The sequence below is a fragment of the Roseateles sp. genome (assembly GCF_031397715.1).
Classification (GTDB): Bacteria; Pseudomonadota; Gammaproteobacteria; order Burkholderiales; family Burkholderiaceae_C; genus Paucibacter_A.
The window spans coordinates 1-18,361 of the sequence record NZ_JANNMI010000023.1; the positions used below are offsets into that span (position 1 = coordinate 1).

At 64.1% G+C, this 18,361-nt stretch carries 14 protein-coding genes and 1 pseudogene; 7 read left to right on the plus strand and 8 right to left on the minus strand.

All coding sequences use genetic code 11. The annotated features are described in order from the left end of the window. Both RMO57_RS01090 and RMO57_RS01095 read right to left on the minus strand, forming a co-directional pair. A pseudogene (locus tag RMO57_RS01090) lies at positions 1–417 on the minus strand (carboxylesterase); the annotation flags it as partial. Then, positions 398–1,396, minus strand: coding sequence for a DMT family transporter (locus tag RMO57_RS01095; protein ID WP_310383439.1), 999 nt, complete (start codon positions 1,394–1,396; stop codon positions 398–400). The pseudogene RMO57_RS01090 and the gene RMO57_RS01095, both read right to left, overlap by 20 nt. 120 nt (positions 1,397–1,516) lie before the next feature. On the opposite strand from RMO57_RS01095, the gene RMO57_RS01100 reads away from it, so the two are divergent. The 3 genes from RMO57_RS01100 to ppk2 all read left to right on the plus strand — a co-directional run bounded on the left by RMO57_RS01100 (position 1,517) and on the right by ppk2 (position 7,110). Further along, positions 1,517–3,589 carry an NADPH-dependent 2,4-dienoyl-CoA reductase gene (locus RMO57_RS01100; RefSeq protein WP_310383441.1) on the plus strand — a complete coding sequence of 691 codons (2,073 nt, stop codon included), beginning with the start codon at positions 1,517–1,519 and terminating at the stop codon, positions 3,587–3,589. Positions 3,590–3,777: 188 nt separating this feature from the next. Further along, positions 3,778–6,111 (plus strand): EAL domain-containing protein, encoded by a 2,334-nt coding sequence (locus tag RMO57_RS01105; protein ID WP_310383443.1) that lies wholly within the window; start codon positions 3,778–3,780, stop codon positions 6,109–6,111. A 111-nt stretch (positions 6,112–6,222) separates the two neighbouring features. Further along, positions 6,223–7,110 carry a polyphosphate kinase 2 gene (ppk2, locus tag RMO57_RS01110; RefSeq protein ID WP_310383459.1) on the plus strand — a complete coding sequence of 296 codons (888 nt, stop codon included), beginning with the start codon at positions 6,223–6,225 and terminating at the stop codon, positions 7,108–7,110. 138 nt (positions 7,111–7,248) lie between these two features. Here the strand turns inward: ppk2 and RMO57_RS01115 are convergent, their stop codons facing one another. The 5 genes from RMO57_RS01115 to RMO57_RS01135 form a co-directional block, all read right to left on the minus strand. Continuing rightward, positions 7,249–9,948, minus strand: coding sequence for a bifunctional acetate--CoA ligase family protein/GNAT family N-acetyltransferase (locus tag RMO57_RS01115; protein ID WP_310383444.1), 2,700 nt, complete (start codon positions 9,946–9,948; stop codon positions 7,249–7,251). Positions 9,949–10,033: 85 nt separating this feature from the next. Continuing rightward, positions 10,034–10,327 carry an antibiotic biosynthesis monooxygenase family protein gene (locus tag RMO57_RS01120; protein ID WP_310383446.1) on the minus strand — a complete coding sequence of 98 codons (294 nt, stop codon included), beginning with the start codon at positions 10,325–10,327 and terminating at the stop codon, positions 10,034–10,036. A gap of 25 nt (positions 10,328–10,352) precedes the next feature. Further along, on the minus strand, positions 10,353–10,862 hold the full coding sequence (locus tag RMO57_RS01125; protein WP_310383447.1) for a TlpA disulfide reductase family protein: 510 nt from the start codon (positions 10,860–10,862) through the stop codon (positions 10,353–10,355). A 52-nt stretch (positions 10,863–10,914) separates the two neighbouring features. Further along, on the minus strand, positions 10,915–12,117 hold the full coding sequence (locus tag RMO57_RS01130) for a hypothetical protein (RefSeq protein ID WP_310383448.1): 1,203 nt from the start codon (positions 12,115–12,117) through the stop codon (positions 10,915–10,917). A 215-nt stretch (positions 12,118–12,332) separates the two neighbouring features. Beyond that, positions 12,333–13,604 carry a CaiB/BaiF CoA-transferase family protein gene (locus tag RMO57_RS01135; RefSeq protein WP_310383450.1) on the minus strand — a complete coding sequence of 424 codons (1,272 nt, stop codon included), beginning with the start codon at positions 13,602–13,604 and terminating at the stop codon, positions 12,333–12,335. A 37-nt stretch (positions 13,605–13,641) separates the two neighbouring features. On the opposite strand from RMO57_RS01135, the gene RMO57_RS01140 reads away from it, so the two are divergent. Genes RMO57_RS01140 through RMO57_RS01150 form a run of 3 tightly spaced genes read left to right on the plus strand, consistent with a single transcriptional unit; the run spans position 13,642 to position 14,892 of the window. After that, positions 13,642–14,184 (plus strand): hypothetical protein, encoded by a 543-nt coding sequence (locus RMO57_RS01140; RefSeq protein WP_310383452.1) that lies wholly within the window; start codon positions 13,642–13,644, stop codon positions 14,182–14,184. Positions 14,185–14,212: 28 nt separating this feature from the next. Next, the gene (locus RMO57_RS01145) at positions 14,213–14,596 is read left to right on the plus strand and encodes a PTS fructose transporter subunit IIA (protein ID WP_310383454.1); all 384 of its coding nucleotides are present in this window, start codon (positions 14,213–14,215) and stop codon (positions 14,594–14,596) included. Between the two features lie 26 nt (positions 14,597–14,622). After that, on the plus strand, positions 14,623–14,892 hold the full coding sequence (locus RMO57_RS01150; RefSeq protein ID WP_310383456.1) for an HPr family phosphocarrier protein: 270 nt from the start codon (positions 14,623–14,625) through the stop codon (positions 14,890–14,892). A gap of 3 nt (positions 14,893–14,895) precedes the next feature. Here RMO57_RS01150 and RMO57_RS01155 read toward each other — a convergent pair whose 3' ends face one another. Beyond that, positions 14,896–15,726: a GNAT family N-acyltransferase gene (locus RMO57_RS01155; RefSeq protein ID WP_414896353.1), complete on the minus strand. Its 831-nt coding sequence runs from the start codon at positions 15,724–15,726 to the stop codon at positions 14,896–14,898. Between the two features lie 464 nt (positions 15,727–16,190). On the opposite strand from RMO57_RS01155, the gene ptsP reads away from it, so the two are divergent. Then, the gene (gene ptsP, locus RMO57_RS01160; protein WP_310383458.1) at positions 16,191–17,981 is read left to right on the plus strand and encodes a phosphoenolpyruvate--protein phosphotransferase; all 1,791 of its coding nucleotides are present in this window, start codon (positions 16,191–16,193) and stop codon (positions 17,979–17,981) included. Positions 17,982–18,361: the final 380 nt, after the last annotated feature.

Here is an 18,361-nt window from a genome sequence, read left to right on the forward strand (position 1 = left end):
CAGCCCGGCCAGGCCGGCCAATCGTTCAGGGTGGCGCAAGCCGGCGCCGAGCGTGATGGCGCAGCCTTGCGAAAACCCGGCCAGCACGATGCGCTGCGCCGGCACGCCGCGTGCGCGCTCGCGGTCGATCAGCGCATGCACCGCGCGTATCGAGTCGCGCAGGCCGGCCTCGTCCTCGCGGCGCTGCAACTCCATGCCGTAGAGGTCGTACCAAGCGCGCATGCGGTAGCCGTTGTTGAGCGTGATCGGCCGCTCGGCCGCGCGCGGCAGCACAAAGCGCACCGGGCCGGTGTCGCCCAGCGCCAGCGCATCGCACATCTGTATGAAGTCGGCGCCGTCGGCACCCAGGCCGTGCAAGACGATCAGGCTGGCGGTGGCAGCTTGCGCCGGGCAAATTTCAATGGTTTGGAGTGTCATGGTGGGGTTGCTGTGGCGAATCGGTGGGGCATGGGCGAAGGTGTGTGGTTGGCCGCGATGGTAGCGGCTGGCGAGCCCGGCGCGGCGGTGCAAACTGTGCCAGGGCCACGCCGCCCAGCGTGATCGCGGCACCCAAGACCTTGGCGGCCGTGAACTGCTCGCCGGTGCTGGCCCAGGCAGCCAGGCCGGCAATCGGCGGCATCAAATAGATCAGGGGCGCGGTGCGCGCCACGCCGCGCTGGGCGTTGACCCAACCCCAAGCCAGCCAGGTGATGAAGCCGATGCCCACGACGGCCCAGAGCGCGCCCAGCCAGAGCAGCGGCGATACGGCGGCCCAGTCCACGCTTGCCGCCTTGGGCGCGGCATAGATCAACACCGGCAGCGTCGCGGCCAGGCTGGCATAACACATCACCAAGACGGCGCCATGGCGCTCAATCAGCGGCTTGGCAGCGACCGTGTAGTAACTGAACATTGCAGCGGCCAGCAGCAGCACGGCGTCGCCGCCGCCGGCGCGCCAGTTGGCCGCCAGCAGCTTGTCGGACATGAAGAGCATGGCACCGGCCGCCGCCACCGCGATACCAAGCAACTGCGCGCGCTGCAGCTTTTCCACACATAAAGCGCGCAGGATCAGCAAGGTGAAGACCGGCCCGCAGGCCAACAGCACCGAGCTCGAAAACGGTGTCGAGAAATGGATGCCGTAGCTGGCCAAGGCCAGATGCAGGCCCTGGCCGAGTACGCCCAGGCGCACCAGCGCCCAAGCGTCGGCACGCGATACGCGCGGCCAGTGCAGGCCATAACGCCGCAACAGCAGGCCCGTCACCAGCAGCGGCATCAAGGCAAAGCGCAGGAACAAAAAGCCCTCCGGCTGCATCGCCGTCAACAGCGCTTTCTGCAGCGGGAAGTTCAAGCCCCAGGCGACCACGATGGCGAGACCGACGGCAAGACTGTGGCGGGACGAGCTGGGATTCAAATTCGACATGGCGGCATCTTGCCTCAGTTGCTCGTGCACTTAGGGTCAGCTCCCCAACACAGGGCAAACCAGCCTCTTGTCGGATGCCTCGGCTGCTAGCATCGGGCACCCCAGTCACCGAGCTTTTTCATGACATACCCGCATTTGCTTGAACCGCTGGACCTGGGTTTCACCACCCTGAAGAACCGGGTGCTGATGGGCAGCATGCATACCGGGCTGGAGGATGGGCGCAAGCATTTCGAGCGCATGGCGGTGTTTTTTGCCGAGCGGGCGCGCGGCGAGGTCGGCCTGATCGTCACCGGCGGCTACGCGCCCAATATCGAGGGCTGGGCCAAGCCCTTTGCCGGCACGCTGGCGACCGGCGGTGCGGCCAGGCGGCACAGTGTCATCACCAAGGCCGTGCATGCCGAGGGCGGCAAGATCGCCTTGCAGATCCTGCACACCGGCCGCTATGGCTACCAGCCGTTTTGCGTCGCGCCGTCGCGCATCAAGTCGCCGATCACGCCGTTCACGCCGCGTGAGCTGAGTGCCCGCGGCATCGAGCGGCAGATCCGCGCCTTCATACGCTGCGCCGTGCTGGCGCGCGAGGCCGGCTATGACGGCGTCGAGGTGATGGGCTCCGAGGGTTACTTCATCAATCAGTTTCTGGTCAGCCACACCAATCAACGCGATGACGCTTGGGGTGGTAGTTATGCGAACCGGATGCGCTTGCCGCTGGAAATCCTCAGCCGCATGCGCGCGGCGGTGGGTCCGGACTTCATCATCATCTATCGGCTCTCGATGCTGGACCTGATCCCCAACGGCAGCAGCTGGGACGAGGTGCTGGAGCTGGCGCGCGGCGTCGTCAAGGCTGGGGCGACCATCATCAACTCCGGCATCGGCTGGCATGAGGCGCGCGTCCCGACCATCGCCACCTCGGTGCCACGCGCCGGTTTTGCCTGGGTGACCAAGAAGCTGCGCGATCAGCTGCGCCTGGAAGGTATCAACACGCCGCTGATCACCAGCAACCGCATCAACACACCGGAGGTCGCCGAGAGCGTGTTGGCCGATGGCTCGGCCGATATGGTCAGCATGGCGCGGCCCTTTCTGGCCGACCCCGAGTTTGTCAAAAAGGCGCGCGAGCACCGCGCCGACGAGATCAACACCTGCATCGCCTGCAACCAGGCCTGCCTGGACCACACTTTTGCGCAAAAGATCTCGACCTGCCTGGTCAACCCGCGGGCGGCGTTCGAGCAGGAGATTCGCGTCATCCCGCTGGCCGCCAGCCGGCAGCCGCACAAGAAGATCGCCGTGGTCGGCGCCGGCCCGGCCGGCTTGGCGGCGGCGACCACGCTGGCCGAACGCGGCCATGAGGTGCATTTGTTTGACAGTGCCGCTGAAATTGGCGGTCAGTTCAATATGGCGCGGCAGATCCCCGGCAAAGAGGAGTTCGCCGAGACGCTGCGTTACTTCCGCCGCCGCATTGAGATCACCGGCGTGCAGCTGCATTTGCAGCAGCGCGTGGCCGCCGACACTTTGCTGGGCTTTGACGAGGTTTTGCTGGCCACCGGCGTGACACCGCGCGACCCGCGCATCAAGGGCCAAGAGGCCGGCGTGGCGCGGGGTCAGGTCTTGACCTACATCGACGTGCTGCGGCACAAAAAGCCGGTCGGCCCGCGCGTGGCGATCGTCGGCGCCGGCGGCATCGGCTTTGATGTGGCCGAATATTTGGTCGAGCAGGGTGCTGAAGCAGGCCATTCCGCGACCTTGGACCCGGCCGCTTGGCGGCGGGAGTGGGGGGTGGGCGACCCCAGCTTTGCGCGCGCCGGCTTGGTGACGCCGGAGCCCGCCAGCCCGGCCCGCATCATCTCCTTGCTGCAGCGCAAGCAAGGCAAGCTCGGCGCCGGCTTGGGCAAGACTACCGGCTGGATCCACCGCGCGGCGCTGAAGAGCAAGCAGGTCGAGATGCTAGCCGGCGTCAACTACGAAGAAATTACCGACGAAGGCCTGTGGATCAGCTTCGACAAGGGCCATGTCGATCGGCAGTTGATTGCCTGCGACACGGTGGTGCTGTGCTCGGGCCAAGAGCCCTTGCGTGAGCTGGAGGCCCCGCTGCGTGCGGCAGGCGCACGCGTGCATTTGCTCGGCGGCGCCTTCGAGGCCGGCGAATTGGACGCAAAGCGTGCAATTTTGCAAGGAACCCAGCTTGGCTGCCTGCTGTAAACCCTAGCCGGGCTCAAGCCCGGCCCGACACTACCGAAACGACGAGAACGAGGGGACACCTGGGCTGGCCGCTGTTGTTGATGTAGCCGAGGTGAACTTGAAAATTTGCAAATGCAAGGCGCAGCGGCGAGGCCCAAAAGGCCAACGCAGCCGGCGCCTTAAGCAAGTGAAAAAACTTTTGGTAGCCGATGAGTAATTTTTTCAAACGCCTGATGGGGAGGAGGGCTGCATTCGGCGCGTTGAGCGCGCCGGGCACGCTGTGCGCCAGCCTGCCCGCCTGGGCCGCCAGCTCGGACGGCGGCGGGGCGCTTGATTGGCACGACCCCATGTTCTGGCTGATTGCCTTCAGCTTGCTGGGCGCCGTGGCCATGGGCTTGGTCTTGGCCCTGGTGCATTCGCAGCGCCTGCGCTTGCGCCAGCGGCGCAGCGAATTGCAGCGGGTGCGGCGCGAACGCAGCAAGCTCAGCGCCTTGCTGAATGCGATTCCTGACCCGGTCTATTTCAAGGACGCCAACGGCGCCTATGAGGGCTGCAACCCGGCGTTTGAGCGCTGCACCGGCCTGCTGGAGGCCGAGGTGCTGGGCAAGCGCGATGAGCAAATCGAGCGGCGCCCGGAATGGAGCGCCGCCTTGGCCGGCCCCAATGACGGCTCGGCCCAACGCACGTTGGCCTGGGTGACGCAGCCGGGCGGCGAGCGTGCTTGCTTGGACGTGGTGCAGGCGCAGGTGTTTGACGAAGGCTTGAGCATGGGCCAGATCGGCGTGGCCCGCGACGTCACCGCGCTGCGTGAGGCCACCACCAAGCTGCACCGGGCGATCACCGTGTTCGAGCATTGCGGCGAAGGCATCATGATGATGGATGCCGACCTGCTGATCCGCGACGTCAACCCGGCGCTGAGCGCCATCACCGGTTACCAATGCGATGAGCTGCTGGGCACCATGCCGCATTGCCTGCAATTGGGCGAGCAGGGCGCCGAGGTCTTGAAGGAGCTTTGGGCCGATGTCGGCAGCAAAGGCAAATGGAGTGGTGAGCTGGTGGATCGCCACAAAGACGGCAGCTGCGTGCCGCTGTGGGTCACTCTGGTCAGCGTGCCGGCGCCCGAGCAGGGCGGCGAGCCGCATTACCTGGCGGTGCTGACCGACATTTCGCGCATCAAGGAGACCGAGGCCGAGCTGCTGCATCAAAAGCTGCATGACCGCCTGACGGGACTGCCCAATCTGGCCTTGCTGCGTGACCGCATCGAGCGCCAGGTGGGCCTGGCCCAACGCGGTCAGACCCGCGTGGCGGTGCTCTATGTCGACCTGGACGGTTTCCGCGAGGTCAATGACATTGCCGGCCATGCGGCTGGCGATGCGGTGCTGAAAGAAGCGGCGGCCCGCTTTGCGAATGTGGTGCGGGCCAGTGATTCGGTGGCCCGGGTCGGGGCGGATGAGTTCGTCATCGTGCTGTCGGGCTTGGTCGACGAAGAAACCGCCATGCGCTTGGGCGAACGCTTGATCGACGCGATGCGCGAGCCTATCTATGACGGCCAGACCGACATCACCAAGCGCTTCAACCTCGGCGCCAGCATAGGCTTGGCGCTCTACCCGACCGACGGCGTGACGGTGGACGAGTTGCTGCGCAACTCCGAGGCGGCGATGGTGCGCGCCAAGGTCTATGCGCGCAACAGCGTGCAGGCCTACCGGCCCGAGCTGACCCAGGCCGTCAAGCAGCGCTTTGAGCTGACCCATGCGCTGCGCCATGCCAACGAGGCGGCGCAGTTCAGGCTCGAATATCAGCCACAGGTGCGTCTGTCGGACGGCGCCTTGATCGGCGCCGAGGCGCTGCTGCGCTGGCACCACCCGACGCGCGGGGCAGTCTCGCCGGTCGAGTTCATTCCGCTGGCCGAAGAGACCGGTCTGATCATCCCGATCGGCCGCTGGGTGCTGGAGACCGCCTGCGCGCAGGCGGCGCGCTGGCAGGGCGTGCCGGGTAAGCCGCAGCAGGTGGCGGTGAATGTGTCGGCGCGCCAGTTGCGCCAGCCCGACTTCATTCAGACGGTGGACTTCATCTTGGCCGAGACCGGTTGCCCCGCCCATGCGCTGGAACTCGAAGTCACCGAAAGTCTGTTGCTGGAAGACGCCGAGGGCGCAATCGAGCTGCTGGGCGCGTTGCGTGCGCGTGGCGTGCGGGTGGCGATCGATGATTTCGGCACCGGCTATTCGTCGCTGTCCTATCTGCGCCGGATGCCGGTCAACACGCTCAAGATTGATCGCAGCTTTGTCTCCGAGCTGGGCCAGGACGCCAATGTCGCGGCGATTGCGCGCACCGTCATCGTGTTGGCGCGCAGCCTGCATCTGGATGTGTTGGCCGAGGGCGTGGAGACGGCCGAGCAAGCCGCTTGGCTGCAGCGTGAGGGTTGCGACTGGGCGCAGGGTTGGTACTACGGCCGCCCGATGCCGGCGGAGGATTTTGTCGTCGTGCACCAGGTCTTGCCTGCTGCGCCGAAGCTGGCGGTGGTGAAGCGGCTGCAATTGGCCTGAATTTCGATTCATCATCTTGTCATGCGGCCCTGGCAGGCTATTGAGATGACAAGCAAAACACCCCAGCAGGAAGCCGCGGCCGCTGCAAATCAGGCTGCAGAGCAGGCCGAGATGATGCAGCGCATGCAGGCCGATCTGATCGACAGTTACGACGAAGAGCTGGAGATGGAGATCGACGACCGCGCCTTCGACGAGGCCGGCGGCGGCGTCTTCAGCGCCGAGCAGCGGGCCCAGCGGCGTGCCTATTTCAAGGAGCTGTTCCGGCTGCAGGGCGAGCTGGTCAAGCTGCAGGACTGGGTGGTGGCGACCAAACACAAGGCGGTGATCATTTTTGAAGGCCGCGACGCGGCCGGCAAGGGCGGCGTCATCAAGCGCATCACCCAGCGCCTGAACCCACGCGTTTGCCGGGTGGCGGCGCTGCCGGCGCCGAACGACCGCGAACGCACGCAGTGGTACTTCCAGCGCTATATCTCGCATTTGCCGGCCGGCGGCGAGATCGTCTTGTTTGACCGCAGCTGGTACAACCGCGCCGGCGTCGAGCGGGTGATGGGTTTTTGTTCCGACGACGAGTACGAGGAGTTCTTCCGCTCGGTGCCCGAGTTCGAGAAGATGCTGGTGCGCGCCGGCATCCAGGTCATCAAATACTGGTTTTCCATCACCGACGAAGAGCAGCACACGCGCTTCCTCGGCCGCATCCATGACCCGCTCAAGCAGTGGAAGCTCAGCCCGATGGACCTGGAGTCGCGCCGCCGCTGGGAGGACTACACCAAGGTCAAGGAGACCATGATGGAGCGCACCCATATCGAGGAGGCGCCTTGGTGGGTGGTGCAGGCAGTCGACAAAAAGAAGGCGCGGCTCAACTGCATGGCGCATTTGCTGGCGCAGATGCCGTACCACGAGGTCGAGCATGCGCCCATCACCTTGCCGACGCGCGAGCGCCATGACGACTACGCGCGCCAGCCGGTGCCGCCGGAAATGGTGGTTCCTGAGATTTATTAAGCGGTTTGCAGCAGGCGGGCGTCATCAGCTGCCTTCAGTGTCCCGACCGTTTCCAGCGCGTCGTTTTGGGCCTTGCTGGCGGCGCTTCTGCTGCTCTTGGTGTCGCCGGGTTTGGCCAAAACATTTTGACGGCACGGGCTACAAGGCGTGAGTCACCCACTTGAAGTCTGGGTCCTCATCGAAGGGCTTGATGGCAAAGCCCAGGCTCTTCATCAGTTTGAGCATGCCGGGGTTCTTGGCCAGCACCAGGCCTTCGATCTCGCTCAAGCCTTTTTCGCGCGCCACGTCCATGATGCTTTCCATCAGCCGCGAGCCCAGGCCCTTGCCGCTGAAGTCATCGGCGACGACCAACGAGAACTCACAGCTCGACTGATCCGGGTTGGTGATGTAGCGCGACACGCCGATGATGCGCTCGGTCTCCACCGTCTCGCCGCTGGCGGCGGTGCTGCGTTGCTTTGACACCGCCACCAAGGCCATCTCGCGGTCATAGTCGATCAGGCTGAAGCGCGCCAGCATGGCCGGCGGCAATTCGGTCATCGACGAGATAAAGCGGAAGTAGCGGCTCTCGGCCGACAGGCTGTGGACCAGCTGCTGCAACATCTGCGCGTCGTCCGGGCGAATCGGGCGCAGCGTGTATTCGCCGCCGCCGCGCATCGGCCAGACCTGCGCATGGCGAGCCGGGTAGGGCAGGATGGCCAAATGGGCATATTGCTGCGAACCCGAACCGATCGCCAGCGAAGTGCTGTCGATGACGATGCGGGCATCCACCGCGACGGCACCGAACTCGTCCACGATGATGGGGTTGATGTCCATCTCGCGCAGCTGCGGCAGCTCGCACACCATCTCCGACACGCGCAGCAGCAGCTGCTCCAGCGCATCCATATCGACGGCATTGGCGCCGCGCCAATCGCCCAGGGTTTCGGCCACGCGTGAGCGGTCGATCAGACGGCGCGCCAGGTAGCGGTTCAGCGGCGGCAACTCCATCGCGCGGTCGTTGAGCAACTCGATCATGGTGCCGCCGGCGCCAAACACGATCACCGGGCCGAAGGGGTCATCGGTGACCAGGCCGATATAGATCTCGCGCCCGCGCTTGGCGGCCGCCATCTTCTGCACCGTGACGCCGTTGATGCGGGCCTGGGGCGCCAAGCGCGTGACGCGCTCCATCATCTCGGTATAGCCGTCCTTGACGGCGGCGCCGTGCTGCAAATTGAGCACCACGCCCTGCACATCGGATTTGTGCGAAATATCGGGTGAGTCGATCTTCAGCGCTACGGGATAGCCGAGTTGGGTGGCGATCATCATCGCCTCGTTGGCCGAGCGCGCCAGAATCGTGTGGGTGACGGGGATCTGGAAGGCCGACAACAAGGTCTTCGACTCGATCTCGGTCAACACCTTGCGACGTTCGGACAAGACGCCCTCGATCACCAGCCTTGCCGCCTCGATATCGGGCTTGGTCAGGGTCGACAGCGGGGCAGGTGTTTGCTGCAAGAGCAATTGGTTTTGATAGAAGGACGCGATATTGCCGAAGGCACCGACCGCCGCCTCGGGCGTGCGAAAGCTCGGAATCGACGCCTCGTTCAGCGTGTTGCGGGCCGCGCCCACCGAGGCATCCCCCATCCAGCAGGCCAACAGCGGCTTGCTGAGGCCGCGCTTCATTTCGGCCAAGGCGCGCGCTACGGCAGTGGTGTCGGCACCAAGCTTGGGTGAATAGATGGCCAACACGCCGTCGATTTGCTTGTCGTGGCCGGCCGCAGCGATGGCGGCTTGGTAATGCGGACCGCCGGCGTCCTCGGACAGATCGATCAAGTCCGTCAAGCTGGCCAGCTCGGGCAGCAGGGGCTTGAGTGCGGCGGCCGAGTCGGCGCCGAGTGTGCCCAACTCCAGGCCGATTTCGTTGATCCAGTCGGCCGCCAACACGCCGGGGCCACCGCCATTGGTGACGATGGCCAGCCGCTTGCCGACCGGGCGGTAGCGCGAGGCCAGGCATTTGGCGGCCGAAAATAACTCAACAAACGAGCGCACTCTGACGGCGCCGGCGCGGCGCAGCGCCGAGTCGAACACGTCGTCGCTGCCAACGATGGTGCCGCTATGCGTTTGGGCGGCGGCGTTGCCGGCCGGCTTGCGGCCGGCCTTCAGTACCACCACCGGCTTGGCGTTGGCGGCGGAGCGCAAGGCGCTCATGAAGCGCCGGGCGTTGCCGATGCCTTCGAGGTAAACAATGATGCTTTGCGTCTGCGCGTCATTGGCGAGGAAGTCCAGCACCTGAGCAATATCGACGCTGGTGTTCGGGCCCAGCGACACGACCGACGAGAAGCCGACGGCATTGCTGCGCGCCCAGTCCAGCATAGACGCGGTCAAGGCGCCGGACTGCGACACCAAGGCCAGCGAGCCCGCTTGCGCCAAGGGGCCGGTGGCGCTGGCATTGAGTTGCAAGGCCGGGCGCTGGAAGCCCAGGCTATTGGGGCCCAGCAGCAACATGCCTTCACGGCGGGCGGTTCGCTTGAGTGCGGCCGCTTGCTCGGCGCTGACGCCGCTGGAGATCACCAAGGCGGCGCGGCAGGTGATGCGACCGGCCACCTCCAAGGCGGCCGCGATGTCTTGCGGCGGTAGCGCGATGATGGCCAGATCGGCGCGCGCCTGCGCCAGATCGGCCAGCGTGCCGCTGCTGTGAGTGTCCAGGAAACGCAGGCTGCCGCTGAAGCGTTGACTCTGCAAGGCTTGCCGCACGGCCAAGGCCTGGGGGCTGTGGCCGCTGCTGGCCTCGCTCGCTTCCACCGGCCCAGCAAAGACAACGATGGACTCGGGCATGAAGAGTGGGGTCAGGTAATGCTTGTCCATGGGCTCGCTTCTTGCCCCAGCGGGGCTTGCATCATTGACAGTCTAGTCAAGCGACGGCTGAATCAGCTTGACCTGAGACAAGCTCCTAGATCACGCCTTGGTAATGCTCGACCCGCGGCGGCTGCGCAAAGAACGGCCCAACGATGGCGCGCCAGGCCGGGAACAAGGGGCCATTGCGGAAGTGCAGCGTATGGTCCTCCAGCGTGGCCCATTCGATTTGCAGGATGTAACGCTCGGGTGACTCCAGCCCATGCTGGACGCGCGCGCTGATGAAACCTTGGGCCTGCGAAATCACGCTCTTGATGGCGTTTGCGATGGCCGCTTCAAAATCGGCCTGTTGGCCGGGCTGGATCTGGATTTCGGCAATTTCGAGAATCATGCGGGGTTCCTGGAACGGTGGCGCTTTAGGCTGACTCGGCCAGCAGTTTTTCAACCAAGGCATGCAGGGCGGGAAAATCCGGTTCGCCGACGTAGCGCTTGATGATTTCGCCGCGTCTATTGATCAGGAAGGTCGTCGGCGTCAGCTGGATCTTGCCGAACTGATGCGCGATCTTGCCGTTGTTGTCGATGGCCACGCCAAAGGGCAGTTTGCGACTCTCGGCGAAATTGGCCACAAAAGCCGGCGGGTCGTAGCTCATGGCCACGGCCAGGGTGTCAAAGCCACGCTGCTTGAACTTTTCATGCGTGGCGATGATTGCTGGCATTTCTTTGACACAAGTCGTGCAGCTGGTGGCCCAGAAATTGACCAGCATCACCTTGCCGGCCCAGGCGCTGGAGTCGACGCGCTGGCCATCGAGCAAGACATAGCTGACGGCCGGCGCGGCTTCGCGCGTCCCGAGGTTTTGATAGGCGAAGAAGCCGCCACCGGCCAGGGCCGCCACCAAGACAGGCAGCAAAAATCGTTGCAATTTCATGCCGGCAGTTTAGCGCGGCTGCACGTCGGCGCCGCGGCCTGGGGAGATGGGCTCAGAGGCCTTTGGAAAGCTCGAACATCAATACAGACGCCAGCGCGTCTTCGAGGTGCAGGCGCGAGATGCGCGCCAAGCCGTCGGCCGTGGCGGTGGAGAGTTGGGTCAGATGCTGCTCGTCCAGCACTTCGACGAAGCAAAAGTCCGTAACTTCGCGCATCACCTCGGCGCGCAATAGCTCAAAGTCCTCGTCCCGCAGCGCACTTTCAAACACGATGCCGTGGGGCAGGCCGTCCAGGCAGAACTGGCTGGCTTCGGCCATGCTGCCGACCAAGTCGACGATCAAGCCCATGTGTTGCACGGCGGCCTGTATCAGGCTGCGCAGTTCGCGTTGCTGCGAAATGATCAGCACATGGCTGCCCGCAAGGGGCTTGGAATTGCTTGAGGGCAGGTAGTCGGCGGCGTGCTCGGAGCCCTGTTTGTTGCGGCGGCCGCCGCCCAGGGTTTCTTCACGGTCTGGCGTTGCCGCTGCGGCGTTGGGTTCGTCGCCCAAGGTCTGAGGAAACTCAAGGGTCAGCTCGGTGATGCCGGCTTCGCTCTCGCGCAGCGGCAACACACCCATGGTGAGCGCGGTCTGCTCCAACAGGCGCCAGGCCAAAGAGTTCAAGGCTTGCGGGCTCTGGGCAGCGCGGGGGTCAGCGAGCAAATCGAGCGAGCGGTGGGCGAACCGGCACACCAGCCTGGCCTTGGCCGGCCAAGGGGTCAGGTCCAGCCGCAGGTCGATGGAGCTGTGGGTGCTGGCCAAGGCCCAATCCATCAGCGCGTTCAGCAAGGCAAACAGCAGTGAGCCGTCGGCCATGATCTCCACCGGCTTGAGGATCTGCCGCACTTGAATGCCACGCGCTTGCGTTTCTCTGCTGCGCTGCGCCAGGACGCCGCGCAGCACTTGGGTCAGATGCATGCGCTCACGCGCGAGTTTGAGTCGGCCCGAGGCCAGGCGCGCCAACTGCTGGCCCAGCATGCCGGCCTCTCTTGCTTGGCTGACACTTTCACGCAAGGCGCGCAGGCTTTGGCGATCGATTTGGCCGGTGCTGACCAGATCGTGAATCCGCTCCAGTGCCAAACTCAAGGGCCCGGCAATCTCCGCACCCAACTGCTGAACAATCTCGGCCCATTGCAGCGGGCTGGGCTCGCCCGCCACATCATTGGCGGCCGCGCTGGCAGATATGGGGTTTGACGGCGGCGGGTTTGACATGGGCATGCGTGTGGATCTTGCGGCGGCTATTGTTCTTTTGGGGTCTATTTGTGGCAAAACTCCCACAACGGCCGCCATCGTCATCGCGATGCCCGCCAGCGTCCATCCCCCGATCCGGGGGAGCAAGCGCTAAAAGCGCAATAGGCGCAATTTGTGAGTAATTTCACACGTTTTGCATGGTTCTTTCGGCGCGCGCTCAGCCGCCCTGAGTCCGTGTTGAATCACTCGATGGCGCCGACCTGCAGCAGCGCATCAATTTCCGCATCGGTTCGCCCCGCCTCAAGCAAGAGTTCGCGCGTGTGCTGCCCCAGCAGCGGTGGCGCGTGGCGATAGCTGACCGGCGTGGCCGATAGCCTGATCGGGCTGGCCACCAAGCGCAGTGCCGGGCTCCTCGGGTGCGGCATGGCCACGGTCATCTCGCGGGCCAGCACTTGCGGGTCGGCGAAGGCTTCGGCCAGGTTGTTGATGGCGCCGCTCGGCACTTTGGCCGCCTCCAAGGCCGCCAGCCATGCATCACGGGTCCGGGTTTTGAGGGCCGCGGCGAGCATGGGCACCAGCAGGTCGCGGTGCCTGACTCGTTCGGCGTTGCGGGCAAAGCGCGGGTCTTGGGCCCAGGCGGGGAAGCCCGCGATAGCGCAGAACTTGGCGAATTGCACATCGTTGCCGACCGCCAGGATCAAAGGCCCGTCACTGGCCTCGAAGACTTGGTAGGGCACGATATTTTGATGCGCATTGCCCATGCGGGCCGGGGCCTGGCCGGTGCAGAGGAAGTTGGCGCCCAGATTGGCCAGCATGGCCAGTTGGGTATCCAGCAAGGCCATATCGATGAGCTGACCTTCGCCGCTGGCATCGCGGTGGCGCAGCGCGGCCAGGATGGCGACGGTGGCATACATGCCGGTGAAGAGGTCGGCGACGGCGACGCCGACTTTTTGGGGCCCGCCGCCGGGCAGGTCGTCGCGCTCACCGGTCACGCTCATCAAGCCCCCGATGCCCTGTACCGCGTAGTCGTAACCTGCGCGGTCCTTGTAGGGCCCGGTCTGCCCGAAGCCGGTGATTGAACAGACGATCAGGCCAGGGTTGGCTTGGCGCAGGCTTTGGGCATCGAGACCGTAACGAGCCAAGTCGCCGACCTTGAAGTTTTCAACCAGCACGTCGACGCCCGCGGCCAGCTCTCGAATCAAGTTTTGGCCGGCTGGGTTGGCAATGTCGATGGCGATCGAGCGCTTGTTGCGATTGGCGCCGAGATAGTAGGCGGCCTCGCTGGTGTCTTGCCCCTGCGCATCCTTCAAATAGGGCGGGCCCCAGGCGCGGGTGTCGTCGCCGCTGCCCGGGCGCTCGACCTTGATCACATCGGCCCCCAAGTCGGCCAGGGTCTGGGTGCACCAGGGGCCGGCCAGCACGCGCGATAAATCGAGCACGCGCACGCCGGCCAGCGACATGGCGGGGCCGGCGGCAAGCGGGGCGGAGGAGGACGGGAGATCGGTGTTCTGCATGCGTTTGATTGTGCGGCAGCGTCCGATAATGCTCCGCATGACTCTATCTGCCTTCTTCAAAAGCGGCGTGCCCTGGTGGCCCGCGCTGGCGCTGAGCCTAGCGATGTGCTTGGCGGCCTGCTCGCCCCAGCTGGACTGGCGCGTGGTGCGGCCGGCCGACGCCGGCATCAGCGCCTTATTCCCTTGCAAACCGACGGTCACCAGCCACCCGGCCACGGCCACCGAGCCGGTGGTCATGGGCTTGGCCGAGTGCAAGGCGGGCGGCTGGACGTTTTCGCTGGCCTGGGCCGACCTCGCCGACCCGGCCTTGGTCGGCCCCGCGCTCGCACAGATGCCGCGCTCGCTGGCGAGCAAATTGAATGCGCCGCCGCAGACGACACCACCGCCCTTGCCGCTGACGGTGCCGGGCATGACGGCCAATCCGGCCGCCCAGGTGCAGCTGCTGGTCGGCGCTCAGCAACGCGCGCGGGTGGCGGTGTTTACACGCGGGTTGCGGGTCTATCAGCTGGTGCTGCTGGGCGCGCATGACAACCCGGCCGTTTGGGATGCTTTCCTAGCGGCCGTGAAGCTGGATTCGTGAAGCGTTTGACTGCCCTGATAATCCCAGCATGCCCGGCCTGCTCTTGATCGCTCACGCACCGCTTGCCTCTGCCTTGAAGGCGGTGGCGGAGCACACCTTCCCGAACTGCGCCGCCCAGCTGACGGTGCTGGACGTCGGCCCGGATATGTCGGTCGATGACGCCGAGCAGGCGGCGCGGGCGCTATTGCTGAGGGCCGGCCATGCCGAGGCTCTGATCCTGACCGACGTATTCGGCGCCACGCCTTGCAACGCCGCCCAGCGCTTGCAGAGCGCGGCGGTGCGGGTGGTCAGCGGCGTCAATGTGCCGATGCTGTGGCGTTCGCTTTGTTATGTCGGCGAGCCTCTTGATGCCTTGGTGGAGCGGGCCTTGAAAGGCGGCGCCGCCGGCATCATGCTGAACGAAGTCCCGTGAAACCTTCTTTGGAACTCTGAGATTCAATGATCAAGTCGACGCTCACCATCAGCAATAAATTGGGTCTGCACGCCCGGGCTTCGGCCAAGTTGACCAAGCTGGCCGGCAGCTTTCAGTGCGAGGTGTTCATGAGCCGTAAAAGCCGCCGCGTCAATGCCAAGAGCATCATGGGCGTGATGATGCTGGCGGCCGGCCTGGGCAGCCAGGTTGAGCTGGAAACCGAGGGGGTCGACGAGCAGGCGGCGCAGGACGCCATCACCGCCTTGGTGAATGACAAGTTCGGCGAAGGCCAGTGAGGCTCACTCGATGAAGTGACGCCGGTAGCGGGCCGGCAGTTCGGCCAGGCGCATCATCATCGGCAGATCGGCCGTATTAAAGTCGGGGTCCCAGGCTGGCGCGCCGAGTATGCGGGCGCCGCAGCGCAAATAGCCCTTGATCAAGGGCGGCGCATCGACACTGAGGTCATGGCGCAATTCTTCGACCGGTAGCGGTAGCCGTGGCCGCACCTGCCATGCAATGTCGGCGAGATGGGTTTTTTCCAATTGCTTCCATAGGCTGGCGGCGAAGTGGCCGCCGTCACACATGCTGACGCTGGCGCAGCCGATCATGGTGTCCAGCTTGTTGCGCAGCATGAACTCGGCCAATGCGCCCCACAACACCATGATGACGCCGCCGGAGCGGTGCGCCGGATCTATGCATGAACGACCCAGCTCGACCATGTTTGCCCGCAAACTGCGCAAACGGGTCAGGTCGAACTCTGTTTCGCTGTAAAGCCCTCCTGCCCGCTTGGCTGCGGCAGGTGTCAAGACTCGGTAGGTGCCGACGACTTGGCCCGGCTCGTCGCCGCGACTGACTTCGCGTACCAGCAGATGCTCACAGAAGGGGTCGAACGTGTCGATGTCGTGGCCTGCCGGTGCGCCGTTTGGCACATTGAGGCGTGCGCCCATTTCCTCGGCGAAGACGCGGTAGCGGAGTTGCTGCGCCTCGCGCACTTCCGCATCGGTCTTGGCCCAGGTGGCGATCAGGCGGTTTGGCGTCACGCCCTGGGTGTCCATCGGTGCCGGCGGGCGCTCAAGCCTGGCAGGGCGGAGGTCAGCGTAAGGCAAAGTGGACAGTGGAAGATCCCTCATATGCGGCCTCGTCTAGGTCGTTGGTTGGCAGGCGGATACTCGGGGCTTGTGGTGACGCTGCCATGACGCGTGAATGACGATTCGATGACGCGCTAGGGGCTCTCTGCAAAACCCCCGTGGGCCGCGGCGGGATCTTTGCGGGATGTTGGCCAAGGCGCGGACCGCCGCCCAGACTCGTGTCTGGGCAAGGGTCGCAACGCCGGCCAGCGCCCGCTGAGCACCGGCTATGCCGGTGCGCGGTCGATGCCCGCCCCATGGGCATGCAATCGCAAAGCGCTTGCGTGGCCCGCCCCGAAGGATTTGTGTGATAACAGGCCCCTCGGTCGTTGTAGTGCTCGGCAGTCGGGCATAGAACCCGACCTTCGCACTGCGCCTACGAGTCGGCCTGGTCTCTCGCAAACGCGACCCACGGGGGTTTTGCAGAGGGTCCCTTGGCCTGCGCTGGCGGCTGCTAAAGTCTGTGCATGAGCTTTCAGGTGTTTGGCATCCCGGTCTCGCGAGGCGTGGCCATCGGCCGTGCTGTTTTGGTGGCCTCCAGTCGCGTTGACGTGGCGCATTATTTTGTGGCCCCCGAACAGGTCGAGGCCGAGATTCAGCGTGCGTTTCGAGCTCGCGACGAGGTGGCTCGGGAGTTTGAGACACTTAAGCAGGACCTGCGTGGCGATACGCCGCAGGAGCTGGCGGCGCTACTGGATGTGCACTTGATGCTGCTCCACGATGAGGCGCTCATCGGGGCCGCCACGCAGTGGATTGTCGAGCGGCACTACAACGCCGAATGGGCTTTGTCGGCCCAGCTAGAAGTACTTGCGCGTCAGTTTGATGAGATGGAGGACGACTACCTGCGGGAGCGCAAGGCTGACTTGGAGCAAGTGTTTGAGCGGGTGTTGAGCGCCTTGGCACGCGAGCAGGGTCTGGTGCCGACGAATGCTGCCAGCGTCGTGCAGCGTGACTTTGCCGGGGAGGATCCCTTGTTGCTAGTGGCAGCGGATATTGCTCCGGCCGACTTGATGCAATTCAAGCGCAGCGTTTTTCACGGCTTCATCACTGACATTGGCGGCAAGACTTCCCACACAGCGATCGTCGCGCGCAGCATGGATATTCCGGCTGTCGTGGGCACGCGTGAGGCTTCGCGACTGATTCGACAAGATGACTGGATCATCATCGACGGCGATGCAGGCACCGTCATCGTGAATCCTTCGCCCATCATGCTGGAGGAATATCGTTTCAGGCAACGCCAGAGCGAGCTCGAACGCGCCCGTCTGGCGCGGTTGCGGCACACACCGGCGGTGACCTTGGACGGCGAGCGGATTGAGCTGCATGCAAACATCGAGTTGCCGTTGGACGCGCAAGGCGCCATTGAGGCTGGCGCCACGGGGGTGGGGCTTTTCCGCAGCGAGTTCCTGTTCATGAATCGCAACGGCGAACTACCCGGCGAGGAGGAGCAGTTTGCCGCTTATCGGGCCGCTGTCGAGGCCATGCACGGAATGCCAGTGACGATTCGCACCGTCGACGTAGGGGCCGACAAGCCCTTGGACCGCATGAGCGCCAGCGAGTTGCGTCATGGGCATGTGCTGAATCCGGCCATGGGTTTGCGGGCGATTCGTTGGAGTTTGGCCGAGCCCAGCATGTTCCGTCAGCAATTGCGAGCCATCTACCGAGCCAGCGCTTTCGGAAAAGTCAGGTTATTGATCCCGATGGTGGCCCACCTGCATGAAGTGCGTCAGATACTAGAGTCCGTGAAAAAGGTACAGCAGCAACTCAGTGATGCGGGGCACGCCTACAGCCATGTGGAGTTGGGCGTGATGATCGAAATTCCGGCGGCTGCGGTCATGCTGCCCTTGTTGCTGAGGCATGTTGATTTTGTGTCAATCGGCACTAATGACTTGATTCAGTACACCCTGGCGATTGACCGCGCCGACGAGGCCGTGGCGCACCTCTATGATCCTTGGCACCCCGCGGTATTGCAGTTGCTGGCGAGTTCAATCGGGCTCGCGCGGGCGGCAGGCAAGTCCGTCAGCGTTTGCGGCGAGATGGCGGGTGACCCTGCCTTTACTGATTTGTTGTTGGCGATGGGCCTGCGCAGCTTTTCCATGCACCCGTCTCAAATTCCATCTGTAAAGCAACGTGTTCTTAGGGCCGATGCGGCGCGACTGTCGACCTATATGCCCGAGATCATGGGGAGTGAAGACCCTCGGCGTGAGGCCGAATTGGCCTTCGCGCGGCAGAAACCTGCCAAATCTTTGCAGCAGGCCTAGCGGCACGGCTTTGCCCCGGTCAATCGGTCAACGAGCGGCCCTCCTTCCATTTTCTGAGGGCAGAGGTCTTTTCAGGGTCGAATCATGTGCTAAAGTCGTGGGCTTCGCTAGCAAGGCTTGATGCTTGTAAAGAAGGTGGTTTAAGGCGATAGCGAGTGCAGAAAGAAATTTTCAAGCACTTGACGGATTTGAAGAAAATCAGTCATAATCCCGCTTCTGCACTGCTAGCGAAAGTTTGCAGCAAGACAAGAAAAACAGCGAAAGCTTGATCTTGAGCTCTTTAATAATTCACAGCCGATAAGCGTGGGCGTTTGAAGATGAGTACTGATAGTCGGGTGACCGATTATCAAGTCTCTTGACTTTAAACGCTCACGGAAATA

What these genes read in the sequence shown, in the direction of transcription:
- RMO57_RS01120 (WP_310383446.1), bottom strand. Translation starts at nt 10,327, where the DNA reads ATGATTCTCGAAATTGCCGAAATCCAGATCCAGCCCGGCCAACAGGCC.
- RMO57_RS01115 (WP_310383444.1), bottom strand. Translation starts at nt 9,948, where the DNA reads ATGGACAAGCATTACCTGACCCCACTCTTCATGCCCGAGTCCATCGTT.
- RMO57_RS01145 (WP_310383454.1), top strand. Translation starts at nt 14,213, where the DNA reads ATGCCCGGCCTGCTCTTGATCGCTCACGCACCGCTTGCCTCTGCCTTG.
- RMO57_RS01105 (WP_310383443.1), top strand. Translation starts at nt 3,778, where the DNA reads ATGAGTAATTTTTTCAAACGCCTGATGGGGAGGAGGGCTGCATTCGGC.
- RMO57_RS01125 (WP_310383447.1), bottom strand. Translation starts at nt 10,862, where the DNA reads ATGAAATTGCAACGATTTTTGCTGCCTGTCTTGGTGGCGGCCCTGGCC.
- RMO57_RS01150 (WP_310383456.1), top strand. Translation starts at nt 14,623, where the DNA reads ATGATCAAGTCGACGCTCACCATCAGCAATAAATTGGGTCTGCACGCC.
- RMO57_RS01095 (WP_310383439.1), bottom strand. Translation starts at nt 1,396, where the DNA reads ATGTCGAATTTGAATCCCAGCTCGTCCCGCCACAGTCTTGCCGTCGGT.
- RMO57_RS01155 (WP_414896353.1), bottom strand. Translation starts at nt 15,726, where the DNA reads ATGAGGGATCTTCCACTGTCCACTTTGCCTTACGCTGACCTCCGCCCT.
- ppk2 (WP_310383459.1), top strand. Translation starts at nt 6,223, where the DNA reads ATGATGCAGCGCATGCAGGCCGATCTGATCGACAGTTACGACGAAGAG.
- RMO57_RS01100 (WP_310383441.1), top strand. Translation starts at nt 1,517, where the DNA reads ATGACATACCCGCATTTGCTTGAACCGCTGGACCTGGGTTTCACCACC.
- ptsP (WP_310383458.1), top strand. Translation starts at nt 16,191, where the DNA reads ATGAGCTTTCAGGTGTTTGGCATCCCGGTCTCGCGAGGCGTGGCCATC.
- RMO57_RS01135 (WP_310383450.1), bottom strand. Translation starts at nt 13,604, where the DNA reads ATGCAGAACACCGATCTCCCGTCCTCCTCCGCCCCGCTTGCCGCCGGC.
- RMO57_RS01130 (WP_310383448.1), bottom strand. Translation starts at nt 12,117, where the DNA reads ATGCCCATGTCAAACCCGCCGCCGTCAAACCCCATATCTGCCAGCGCG.
- RMO57_RS01140 (WP_310383452.1), top strand. Translation starts at nt 13,642, where the DNA reads ATGACTCTATCTGCCTTCTTCAAAAGCGGCGTGCCCTGGTGGCCCGCG.